General features: G+C 38.7%; 10 protein-coding genes. 9 read left to right on the forward strand and 1 reads right to left on the reverse strand.

The genetic code is table 11. The features are described from left to right. Nucleotides 1-134: 134 nt before the first annotated feature. The 7 genes from ACJG85_RS02095 to ACJG85_RS02125 all read left to right on the forward strand — a co-directional run bounded on the left by ACJG85_RS02095 (nt 135) and on the right by ACJG85_RS02125 (nt 8,946). On the forward strand, nt 135-911 hold the full coding sequence (locus tag ACJG85_RS02095; protein ID WP_409674615.1) for a DUF3108 domain-containing protein: 777 nt from the start codon (nt 135-137) through the stop codon (nt 909-911). Beyond that, nucleotides 911-1,846: a tryptophan 2,3-dioxygenase family protein gene (locus tag ACJG85_RS02100; RefSeq protein ID WP_409674618.1), complete on the forward strand. Its 936-nt coding sequence runs from the start codon at nt 911-913 to the stop codon at nt 1,844-1,846. The genes ACJG85_RS02095 and ACJG85_RS02100 overlap by 1 nt, the downstream gene beginning before the upstream one ends. Before the next feature lies 1 nt (nt 1,847). After that, nucleotides 1,848-3,089, forward strand: a complete 1,242-nt coding sequence (locus ACJG85_RS02105) for a M23 family metallopeptidase (protein ID WP_412464721.1) — start codon at nt 1,848-1,850, stop codon at nt 3,087-3,089. Nucleotides 3,090-3,182: 93 nt separating this feature from the next. Continuing rightward, a complete protein-coding gene (gene pgi / locus ACJG85_RS02110; RefSeq protein WP_412476808.1) occupies nt 3,183-4,826 on the forward strand; it encodes a glucose-6-phosphate isomerase in 1,644 nt (547 codons plus the stop codon). A 103-nt stretch (nt 4,827-4,929) separates the two neighbouring features. After that, nucleotides 4,930-7,767 (forward strand): TonB-dependent receptor, encoded by a 2,838-nt coding sequence (locus ACJG85_RS02115; RefSeq protein WP_412476809.1) that lies wholly within the window; start codon nt 4,930-4,932, stop codon nt 7,765-7,767. Between the two features lie 87 nt (nt 7,768-7,854). Further along, entirely contained in the window at nt 7,855-8,277 is a 423-nt protein-coding gene (locus ACJG85_RS02120; protein ID WP_412476810.1) for a hypothetical protein, read from the forward strand. A gap of 84 nt (nt 8,278-8,361) precedes the next feature. After that, on the forward strand, nt 8,362-8,946 hold the full coding sequence (locus ACJG85_RS02125) for a septal ring lytic transglycosylase RlpA family protein (RefSeq protein ID WP_409674633.1): 585 nt from the start codon (nt 8,362-8,364) through the stop codon (nt 8,944-8,946). Here ACJG85_RS02125 and ACJG85_RS02130 read toward each other — a convergent pair whose 3' ends face one another. Continuing rightward, a complete protein-coding gene (locus tag ACJG85_RS02130) occupies nt 8,947-9,414 on the reverse strand; it encodes a CYTH domain-containing protein (RefSeq protein ID WP_412464724.1) in 468 nt (155 codons plus the stop codon). Between the two features lie 88 nt (nt 9,415-9,502). Here ACJG85_RS02130 and ACJG85_RS02135 point away from each other — a divergent pair, with 88 nt between their 5' ends. Then, entirely contained in the window at nt 9,503-11,530 is a 2,028-nt protein-coding gene (locus tag ACJG85_RS02135; RefSeq protein WP_412464725.1) for a recombinase, read from the forward strand. 2 nt (nt 11,531-11,532) lie between these two features. Beyond that, nucleotides 11,533-12,615 carry a DNA polymerase IV gene (gene dinB, locus ACJG85_RS02140; RefSeq protein ID WP_409674642.1) on the forward strand — a complete coding sequence of 361 codons (1,083 nt, stop codon included), beginning with the start codon at nt 11,533-11,535 and terminating at the stop codon, nt 12,613-12,615. Nucleotides 12,616-12,665 lie beyond the last annotated feature (50 nt).

A 12,665-nucleotide genomic window follows, 5' to 3' on the forward strand; every position in this document is an offset into this window, starting at 1 on the left:
TGGATAAATTTTCATAATTTATAGTTTTTTGGTTGGTTAATAGCATAAAAACTCAGTCATTAATTTGATTGGGTTTTTTTGTTTTAATACTTTTGGAACAGATATTGTAATCGCAGTATAAAATTCAATTCGAAATGAAAAAATACTTATTCCTGTTATTGCTTTTTATTACTGTAAGTTTCAATACCCAAAAGCCGGAAGCCTATGATACCGGCGAATGGTTCAAATTCCGAATTCATTACGGCTTTATCAATGCCGGATACGCAACCCTTGAATTAAAAGAGGCCGTCAAAGAGAACAAAAAAGTGTATCACGCCATCGGCAAAGGCTACACTGTCGGAATGTCTCGGTTTTTCTTCAAAGTGGATGACAATTACGAAAGTTACTTCGATAAAGCCACCAATAAACCTTATCAATTCGTCAGAAAAATTGACGAAGGCGGCTACACCAAGAACCAAGAAGGTTTCTTCAATCAAGCCACCAACAAAGTTTTGGTAAAAAATTACAAGAACAATACCGAGAAAACTTTTTCGGTTACCGAGAATGTTCAAGATATCGTTTCTACGTTCTATTTCCTTAGAAATCATCCGAATATAGACAAATTAAAACCGGGAGAATCTATAGTAGTAGACATGTTTTTTGATGATGAAATTTATAAATTCAAATTAAAGTTCTTGGGCAGAGAAGAATTAAAAACTAAATTTGGTACCGCGCAAACTATGATATTCAGACCTTTAGTACAATCGGGCAGGGTTTTCAAAGAAGAAGAAAGTCTAACCGTTTGGATATCAGACGATGAAAACAAAATACCATTGCGAATTAAAGCCAGCCTGGCCGTTGGTTCCCTTAAAGCCGATTTAGAAGGATTTAAAGGACTTAAAAATCCGTTCATGGTGAAATTAAAAAAGTAATGAACCACAAAACAACAAACTACAACCAAGTACTCACCGATTTAGAAAAAAAATTTGAGGCCATAAATCAAAAAACCGAAACACACCTCGAAGGATTGCTATGGGCCAAACCCATTACTTATTGGGACTACATTCAAACAGATGCCTTACTGAATTTGCAAACCCAAAGAACAGTTTTGCCCGATGAAATGGTATTCATCATGTACCACCAAGTCAATGAATTATTGTTCAAAATGATTTTATGGGAAATCGAGCAATTGTGTCATACCGAAAAACCGGAAACTGCATTTTTTACCGAAAAACTAAGAAGAATCAGTCGTTACTTCGACATGCTAACGACTTCATTTGATATTATGGGCGACGGAATGGAAATAGCACAATACATGAAATTCCGAAACACCCTTACGCCGGCCAGTGGTTTTCAAAGTGCACAATACCGTTTAATAGAGTTTTCTTCCACCGATTTAATCAACTTAATCGATTACCGTTTCAGAGCTACCATCGACAGAAACACACCATACTCTCACGCTTTCGAACACTTGTATTGGCAAGCAGCCGGAAAAGATTACCACACCGGAGAAAAGTCGTATCTGATCTTAGAATTCGAAAGAAAATACCGGGAAGAATTCCTCCGATACATGGAAGAATACAACACCATCAATATTTGGCAAAAATTCAAACAACTTCCGGCAGAAGACCAACAAAATCCGGAGTTGGTTAAAGCCATGCGCCATTACGATTACACCGTAAATATTACATGGGTAATGGGCCATTTGAATGCTGCCAAAAAATACATCGAAAGCGGACAAGGTTCGGGCGAAGCCACCGGTGGAAGCGATTGGAAAAAATACATGCATCCCAAATACCAACGCCGCATCTTTTTCCCGGAATTATGGTCAGATGAAGAATTAAAAAACTGGGGAGAAGGACTGTAATATGGAGTTAAAAATCTTTCGAATTGTCATTGCAGCGCTTGTGCTCACTTCTTTTGTGGTGTCTTGTAACCCCTCAAAAGAAGAAGCCTTTGTGGAAGAAAAACCAAAACCTAAATTAATCGATTTTGGTTTTAACCTGCACGATTTTAACGTGGTTAACGACACCGTAAAATCGGGCGACACTTTCGGAAGTTTGATTCAAAAACAAAACCTTAACGGCCAACAAGTTTATGATATTGTAGCCCAAGTTAAGGACACTTTTGATGTAAGATCTATCCGTATCGGAAAACCTTACACCATACTGAGAAGCAAAAACAAAACACACAAAATCCAATATTTCATTTACCAACCCGACCGAATGAACTATTATGTGATTGATATGAGAGATTCGGTAGTGGCCCATAAGAAAACCCGCCCGCTAACTTTCAAAACCCGAACTATAGCAGGCGCTTTGAACGGTTCTTTATCCGAAACCTTAGCCAACGAAAAAGTTGATCCTGCTTTGGCGGCCAAGATTGCCAAAATTTATGCTTGGTCCATCGACTTCTTCAAACTTCAAAAAGGCGATAAATTCGGCTTAACTTTTACCGAACGTTACATCAACGATACTGTTTATGATGGCGTTGACAGTTTAAAGGCTTCTTTCTTTGAATACAAAGGCAAAAAAATCTATGCTTTCCCGTTCTCGCCCGATGGTAGTTCTAAAAAGCAACAATACTATGACGAAGAAGGAAAAACACTCAAAAACTTCTTCCTGAAAGCACCGTTGAAGTTTGTTAACATTACCTCGCGCTACTCTAAAAGTCGATTCCATCCGGTTCAAAAAAGATGGAAAGCCCATAACGGAACCGATTATGCCGCTCCAACCGGAACACCGATTATGTCAACGGCTGCCGGTGTTGTAGAGCAAGCCGGCTATACTACCGGTAACGGAAATTTTGTAAAAGTGAAACACGACCGAACTTATTCTACCCAATACTTACATATGTCCAAAATTTTGGTAAAACGAGGCCAAAGAGTAACCCAAGGACAAGTAATAGGAAAAGTAGGCAGCACCGGTTTAGCTACCGGACCACATGTGTGTTATCGCTTTTGGAAAAACGGTGTACAAGTGGATGCTTTGCGCTTAAAACTACCAACCTCTACTCCGTTGGAAGCCAAATACAAACAACAATTCTTAGAGCAAATCAAACCGCTTAAAAAGGTGTTGGACAGTACCGCTGCCTTAAAATTCAGAAAATAATTTTATTTTTTTGGTCTACTACAACGTTAGCGTAAAATCAGGCTATTTTTTTACCAATCTATATTTGTAAATTTGTGCTTCAAATGTAAAAAAATGGCATTAGCACAAATCAATCCGTCGATTACAAAAGCTTGGGAAAAACTAACCCAGCACCATGCACAAATCAAAAATGTTTCCATGAAGGAAATGTTTGCCAAGGACACGCAAAGAGCCGAAAAATTTCATGTCCAATGGCAAGGTTTTTTAGTCGATTATTCTAAAAACATCATCAATCAAGACACGGTAAACTTATTGCTGGATTTGGCCCAAGAAGTAAAACTCCAAGAAGCCATTACCCAATATTTTGAGGGTGACGCCATCAACCAAACCGAAAACAGAGCCGTGCTTCACACTGCTTTGCGTTCGCAGGAAAACCAAGTGGTTTTAGTTGACGGACAAAATGTAATGCCGGAAGTTTTTACTGTTAAAAATAAAATCAAAGCTTTTTCACACGAGGTCATTTCGGGACAACGAAAAGGATTTACAGGAAAACCCTTCACCGATGTAGTGAATATCGGTATTGGCGGTTCCGACCTTGGTCCGGCTATGGTGGTGGAAGCCTTACAATTTTACAAAAACCATTTGAATGTTCATTTTGTATCAAACGTTGATGGTGATCACGTTAACGAAATCATCAAAAAACTCAATCCGGAGACGACACTTTTTGTCATTGCCTCTAAAACCTTTACCACACAAGAAACCTTGTCAAATGCGGAGACCATTCGCGCTTGGTTCTTGCAGTCGGCTTCACAAGAAGACGTGGCCAAACATTTCGTAGCGGTTTCCACTAACATTCAAAAAGTAACCGAATTCGGTATTAATCCCGACAATATTTTCCCAATGTGGGATTGGGTTGGCGGACGTTTTTCGCTTTGGAGTGCCGTTGGATTATCCATTAGTTTAGCCGTTGGATTCGAGCACTTTGACGCATTATTAGCCGGCGCTCACGACATGGACAATCATTTCAAAAAAGAATCTTTCGACAAAAACATACCGGTAATTTTGGCCTTGTTAACCATTTGGTACAACAACTTTTTCGGAGCCGAGAGCGAAGCCTTAATTCCATACACCCAATACCTTCAAAAATTAGCCCCTTATTTGCAACAAGGCATTATGGAAAGTAATGGAAAAAGTGTAGGTCGCGATGGCAAGCCGGTCAATTACCAAACCGGAACCATTATTTGGGGCGAACCGGGAACCAACTCACAACATGCCTTTTTCCAATTGATTCACCAAGGTACCAAATTGATTCCTACTGATTTTATCGGATTTGTAAAACCTTTATACGGGAACGAAGACCATCACAATAAATTGATGTCAAACTTTTTCGCCCAAACCGAAGCTTTACTCAACGGTAAAACCGAAAGTCAGGTTAGAGCCGAATTTGAAACACAAAACATCACAGGAGACAAGGCAGAATACCTATTACCGTTTAAAGTATTTACCGGTAACAAACCTACCAATACCATTTTAATTGACAAGCTAACACCAAAATCATTAGGATCATTAATTGCGCTATACGAACACAAAATTTTTGTACAAGGCGTAATTTGGAACATTTTCAGTTACGATCAATGGGGCGTTGAGTTAGGAAAACAATTGGCCAACTCTATTTTAGAGGAAATCAACTCAGGCGCCGTTAAAAACCACGACAATTCAACCGAATTCTTGCTCAAGCATTTTTTGGAAAACAAATAGGCTTAAACAAAAGTTAATCATACCTCATTTTTTCTTAATATTTTCTTAACGGCCGAGTTTGTTTAAAATTGAACTTTTGCAGAAATTTTAAACAACCTCTAAAATGAGAAAAATTAAAGCGAATTATTTTGTGTGGATTTTTACTTTGTTTACAGCTTTTGCTTTTTCACAAGGTAAAGTAAGCGGAACCATTGTGGATGCTGAATCTGATATGGGATTGCCTGGTGTAAACGTATCCGTAAAAGGAACAAACGAAGGCACCACTACTGATTCTGAAGGTAAATTCAGCATTAGTACTAAAACCCAAACAGGACAATTGGTGTTCACTTTCGTTGGGTTTCAAACAAAAACAGTAAATTTTTCAGTAGAAAAAACGGGAACAATTGATTTGGGAAAAATCACTATGGCTTCCGAATCAAACCAATTGGAAGAAATTGTAATCAAATCAAGCGTCATCGACATTGCTAAAGACAGGAAGACTCCGATTGCTGTATCTACCATTAAATCGGCTGAAATAGTTGAAAAATTAGGTTCTCAGGAATTCCCTGAAATCTTAAACAATACGCCTTCGGTATATGCTACAAAATCGGGTGGCGGATTTGGAGATTCAAGAGTTAACATTCGTGGTTTCTCTCAAGAAAACATAGCCGTAATGATTAACGGTGTTCCTGTTAACGATATGGAAAACAGCAGGGTGTTTTGGAGCAACTGGGCCGGTTTATCCGACGTTACTTCAGCCATCCAAGTTCAAAGAGGTCTTGGTTCTTCAAAATTAGCTATTTCTTCTGTTGGTGGAACTATCAATGTTATTACTAAATCATCCGACTTAAAAAAAGGCGGCACCCTTTCTTCTACTATCGGAAATGATGACTATTTAAAAACCTTAATGTCTTATTCCAGCGGTAAATTAGACAATGGATTTTCAACTTCTGTCTTGTTGAGTCAAACTTTTGGAGACGGATATGTTGACGGAACTAAATTTGCCGGCGCTAACTATTTTGTGGCTCTTGGATATGAACTAAACAAAAACCACGATTTTCAGATTACTTTCACCGGAGCACCGCAATGGCACAACCAAAGATCTGCTGCGCCAACTATAGCCGATTACATCAAATATGGTGATGGCGTAGGTGAACCTAACATCCGTTACAATTCTGATTGGGGTTATTTGAACGGAAGAGAATACAGTTTCAGAACCAATTACTACCACAAACCGGTGGCCTCCTTAAACTGGGACTGGAAAATCAACGAAACTACTAAGTTATCAACCGTAATTTACGGTTCTTGGGGACGTGGCGGAGGAAGTAATGGTGCCGGTGCTATCAGAGGAAACCGTTTCTTTTCAAACAGTTTAAGAACCGCAAACGGATTAATCAATGTTGACTTAATCAATGCCTACAATTCCGGTCAACAAGTAACCATTGGAACCACCAACTTTACCCGTTCTCAAATTAACGGAGATTTTCAAAACTCTGCCTCTACCAGTAATAATGCCACCAACGGTATTTCTAAAATTTCTTCTATTAACTCTCACAACTGGTACGGAGGCATTGTGAACTTGAACAAAAAATTCAACGATAAGTTCACTTTAGATTTTGGTTTAGACGCCAGAACCTACAGAGGTATTCACTTCCAAAATTTAAATGATTTGTTAGGCGCCGATAATTATGCCGACAACTTTGATGTTAACAATCCTAACAGAGTTTTGAGCTTTGAATATTCAACCAAACCACATTTTAACCCGTTTTTCAACTCGGATTACCAACAAAAAATCAATTATAACAATGATGGATTAGTGAGATGGTATGGTGCCTTTACGCAACTCGAATATGCTACAGAAAAATTAACAGCTTTCCTTCAAGCAGCTATCTCTCAACAAGGATTCAGAAGAGACGATTATTTCAAATACCTTACAACTGACCCATTATATGCTACTGATTATAAGAATATTTTAGGCGGAAACATCAAAGGCGGTTTGAACTATAACATCAACAAAAATCACAATGTTTTCATTAATTCAGGATACTACTCAAAACAACCTTTCTTTAATGCTGTTTATCCGAACAATGCGTCTGTTGTAAATGAAAACTTGACCAATGAAAAAGTGTTTGGTGTAGAAGCAGGTTACGGATACCGTTCCTCAAAATTCAATGCCAACTTGAACTTGTACAGAACAAGCTGGAAAGATCGTTTTATCCGATTAACCGCTAATATCGATAACGATTTAAATCCGGCAACACCAACTATCCTTGGAAATGCCTTTTTACAAGGAGTTGAGCAAATTCACGTGGGTGCCGAATTAGATTTTACTTACAAACCTATCAGCAGATTGTCTATCAACGGTATGGTATCTGTAGGAAACTGGAAATATGGCAGCAACGTTACAGCAAATTACCAAGATGACAACAACTTAGTAATTACAAACCCAAGTGGTGAAGTTTTCACAGAAACACTGTATTTAGATGGATTAAAAGTGGGTGATGCCGCGCAAACTACTGCAAGCTTAGGTGCTTCCTTTGAAATTGTAGAAAGAGTGAAAATTGACGGTAATTATCGTTTTGTTGACGAATTATACGCCAGTATCGACCCGGTTAACTTCAGAACGCAAGCCGCTAATGATAAAGGTTCATTGTTATTGCCTTCTTACGGCTTGTTAGACGCTGGTTTGTCTTATAAAATGTTGGTTGGAAAAGACCGTGAAGATGCTATCAATTTCAGATTAAACATCAATAACGTTTTAGATGAAATTTATATCGCCGAATCAAGAACTAACATTCACACCAAAACACAGGCAGACTTTACCAATACAGATGGTTCTCCAAACACAACCGCTTACAACACTTATGTTACCACTCAAATTTATGATGGTTTAGACAAATCAAATCAAGTGTTTTTCGGATTTGGAAGAACTTGGAACTTCTCCATCAGTTATAGCTTCTAAGCAACTTGGTTCTCATCAAAAACCTCAACTCCGGTTGAGGTTTTTTTATGTCTTTTACCTATATTTGTGTTTCTAAAACAAAAAATAATGGACCACTTCATTCAAAAATTCCACTCAGGCTGGGCTTATTTAGCGCTTTTATTATTAGTTTTTGCCGTTGTTAATTCCTTGATGGGAATGTCTTCTAAAAAAGAGTTTACCGCAAAAGACCGAAAAATTGCTTTGTTTGGATTAATAGGAGCACACATACAATTATTGGTTGGCTTAGTGCTTTATTTTGTTTCGCCTCTTGGTCACGCACTATTGGGAGAAATGAAAAACGCCGATGCCCGATTAACCTCTTTAGAACACCCGTTAATTAACATTATCGCTATTGTATTAATCACCATTGGTTGGTCAAAACACAAAAAAGGAGAAACCGGAACGGCAAAATTCAAATCCATTGCCATTTTCTATGGCATAGGATTACTGCTTATTTTAAGTCGAATTCCATGGAAATTATGGTTCTAAAAAATAACTAAAGTCCTGAAAAGGACTTTTTTTATCAAGGTACGGTTTTTGCAAAAAGACCATTTATCAATTAAAATATTCATTATGAATACTAAAATAAACTCATTCTTGTGCCTATTGGTTACTGTCTTTTTTTTGTTGGCTTTTTCGTCCGGAAACCCGCAGCAAAAAGAAAAGCCACAGGAAAAAAACAAAGAAAAAACCACTCCTGCTAAAGACAGTAAAGACAATAAGGAAACTAAAGATCCTAAAGACAAAACAAAAACTACGGCAGCACCTAAAGCTGATTCCGTTGCGGTAAAGGAAATCCCGGTAGTAAAAGAAACCGACACGCTTCAAATTGACCCGAACTCCAAACTAAAAATCTATAAAAAGAACGCTCACGCTTCGTATTACCACCACAAATTCAACGGCAGAAGAACCGCCAGCGGTAAACGATTTGACAACAATAAATACACAGCTGCTCACAAGAAATTACCTTTTGGTACTTTGGTTAAAGTTACCAACGAGGCTAACGGAAAATTCGTTATCGTAGAAATTACAGACCGCGGACCTTTTTCTAAAGTCCGTGAAATCGATTTGACCAAAAGAGCCTTTATGGATATCGTTTCCAATAAAAACTCCGGTTCGGTAATTGTAAAAATTGAAGTAGTAGAAGAACCTAAATAACTACCAGCGGTTAAAAGGATTTTTACTCAAGTAGGCGTTGTAATAACGTTCATCATTGGTTACTTCTTCGCCCAACCATTTGGGTCTTTCAAAAGTTTCCGATTCCGATTCCAATTCAATCTCGGCCATTACCAATCCGTCATTCTCGCCTGAGAAAATATCGACTTCATATACGTGATGTCCGACTTTGACTTCGTAACGCACTTTATCAATAATGCCGCTTTCACAGATATTTAGTAAGGTTTCGGCATCCATCACACTGATTTCTCTTTCCCATTCTAAACGCGTCGTACCATTAGCACTGCTTTTGCCTTTGATGGTCAAATACCCTTTATCGCCTTTAATTCTCACGCGTACAGTTCTTTCCGGATTAGAACTCAAATAACCTTGCACTATGCGCTTTTGAGCAAAAGCATCGTTGATAAAATCGTTTGAAAGAACTAAAAATTTACGCTCTATTTCAATCATTTTGGATTCATATTTAGGAGCAAGTTAAGAAATATATACCTTGAAAATTGTATTTTTACGAGAATCTTAATCGCCAAAATTATTGCGAATGACATTGTACCGCCACAAAACACCCATTACAAGCTTAGCCGATTTGTTTCGCCTTTACTTTGACTCAAATGGTTACCAATCAAACGACCGTTTGTTGTTTTTGGTAGATTTGGTACAGTTTTTTCGCCCCGAAAATCCCAAAAAAGAAAGTGTAGTTTCGATAAAGTCGCTGTTGGATTTTTTAGCAACCAATCCCGATGCCGTCTTGCAATTGCAACTGTATTTAACCGAAACGCTTTCGCAAAAAAAATTCGGAAGAATGCTTTCGGACACGGGAATTTTAAGAGATTCTGACTTTACCTACGAAGTCAAAAAACGAATCTTTGCCAAAATTTTGCCTTTCCAACCGGAGAAAGACACTTTGGAGTTTGTATTGAACCAAGTATTTTTTAAAAGTTCGGATCCAATTTGGATTGCCCGAATTCCGTTTGAAGAATTGCAGCAACTCTTTGATTGTATTGCTGTTGAATCCATTTACGAATCGGTGGCCGAACAATCGGTTTTGGCCGAAGTCATGAACGCCATGGGTTTAATTTCCCAACGAATGAGTGGGCGAGCGATGGAAACCGATGTGATTAAAATGGTGCCCGAATACGACGATTTGGAAAGTCCGTTTGTAGCGTTTGAAAACGAATTGAACAGTATTTTGGCCAAAATCAGAAATAGCGAACCACATTATATTGTTTTAGAAGATTTAAACTACAAGCAACTGATAATCCTGCACAAACAATGCGAGGAATATGTGGATAAAGCGTTCGGCAACAGCTCGAAATTCGGCATTTCGTTGAAAGTAAATCAGAGTTTGCTCCGCATCCGACAGCAGTTGCACCGAATGAAAGTATTAATTTCTACTTTGGTCGTTAACAAACCTTCGGATAAAAAAAACAATTCCATTTTGTTGTTGCTGCGACTGATTAAATACAACTGTCAAAAGAACAATGTCCGCCAGTTAATCAACGAAAGCACGCAGTTGATTTCCTACGAAATCACGCAACATACAGCCAAAACCGGAGAACATTACATTACCGAAAGTCGCTCGGAGTACTTTTCGATGTTCAAAGCAGCGGTTGGCGGCGGATTCATCGTAGGGATTTTGTGTATCATTAAAATATTGTTTTCTAAGATAGAAACCAGTGCTTTTGGTCACGCTTTTTATTACAGTTTGAATTATTCGTTGGGTTTTATCGCCATATATTTGATGGGTTATACTTTGGCCACAAAACAACCGGCTATGACAGCAGCTACTTTAACCAAAGCTTTGGAAAGCGGAATGAAAAAACAGAGCCATTCGGAAAACAAACACGGCTCGTTTGCCCAACTTTTTGCACGACTCTTCCGTTCTCAGTTCATCGCTTTTGTGGGCAATGTTTTTATGGCCTTTCCTGTAGCCATGTTGGGCATTTGGCTGATTGATTATTTATTGGACTATAATATCGCCTTCGAAAAATCATCGAAACTGTTATACGATTTGTCTCCGGTGCATTCGGCTGCTTTGTTTCATGCCGCTATTGCGGGTGTATTTTTGTTTCTTTCCGGTATTATTTCAGGAAATGTATCGAATAGGAACAAACACAATCAAGTTTACTATCGCATCAAAGAACATCCGGTTTTAAAACAAAATTTAGGGATTGTCAAAACCAATGCGATTGCCAAATGGTTTGAAAATCATTGGCCGGGCGTGGTTTCCAACGGTTGGTTTGGCGTGTTTTTGGGTAGTACGGCTTCGTTGGGGATTTTTCTCGGACTAAATCTCGACATACGCCACATTACCTTTGCCGCCGGAAACTTTGCTTTAGGATTGTACGGTGCCGACTTTTTTGTCGATTGGCCAACAATTATTTGGGGAATTATCGGTATTGGATTGATTGGTTTTGTGAACTTCATTGTTAGTTTTTCGTTGTCGTTAGGATTGGCTTTCCGTTCCCGCAACATTCCGCTTTCGGAGTTAAAACTATTATTCAGTGCTACTTGGGCGTATTTCAAAACACGTCCGACCGCTTTTTTCTTTCCGGTAAAAGACAAGTAAAAATGGAATCCGAGGTAACTTATCGAAAAATTATCCACATCGATATGGATGCTTTTTACGCTTCGGTGGAACAAATGGACAATCCCGAGCTCAAAGGCAAACCTTTAGCCGTTGGCGGCAGTGAAGTACGTGGTGTAGTTTCGGCGGCAAGTTATGAAGCGCGTAAATTTGGTGTTCGTTCGGCCATGAGCGGCATTCAAGCCAAGCGCAATTGTCCGGATTTGATTTTTGTTCGCCCTCGATTTGACCGCTACAAAGAAATCTCCAAAAAGATTCGCAAAATCTTTCACGAATACACCGACTTGGTCGAGCCGCTATCGTTAGACGAAGCTTATTTGGATGTCACTCAGAATAAAAAAGGCAATCCGAGCGCGACTTTAATTGCGCAGGAAATCAGACAACGTATTTTTGAAGAAGTCGGTTTGACAGCTTCTGCAGGAATTTCGGTGAATAAATTCGTGGCCAAAATTGCCAGCGATTACAACAAACCCAACGGGCAAAAAACCGTTAATCCGGAAGAAGTAGAAGCTTTTTTGGAAAACCTCGACATCAAAAAATTTTACGGCATAGGCAAAGTCACCACCGAAAAAATGTACCATTTGGGCATTTTTACCGGTAAAGATTTGAAGTCGAAATCGAAAGAATTTTTGGAAGAACATTTCAGTAAAAGCGGTTTGCATTTTTACAACATTGTTCGCGGCATTCACAACAGTGCGGTAAAACCCAATCGGATTGCGAAATCGGTGGCCGCGGAACATACATTTAACGAAAACCTGACTTCGGAAATTTTTATGGTAGAAAAGTTGGAACGCATAGCGGCCGAACTGGAAAACCGACTCAAAAAGCACAACATTTCCGGAAAAACCGTAACTCTCAAAATCAAATACAGCGATTTTACGACCCAAACTCGCAGCAAGACGTTGCCTTACTTTATTTCAGATAAAGGATTGCTTTTAGAGACCGCCAAAGAGCTTTTATTTCAGGAACGAATGAAAGAATCGGTAAGATTGCTTGGGATTTCTTTAAATAATTTGAATACAGAAATTAAAAAGACGGTTGTCGTGCAGTTGAAGTTTGAGTTTTAGCCATAAAAAAACCAGCCCGAAAGCTGGTTTTGATTTTTATAAGACAAGTA

Origin of the sequence: Flavobacterium mekongense, assembly GCF_047038255.1 — a bacterium.
In the GTDB taxonomy this organism is placed as follows: Bacteria; Bacteroidota; Bacteroidia; order Flavobacteriales; family Flavobacteriaceae; genus Flavobacterium; species Flavobacterium mekongense.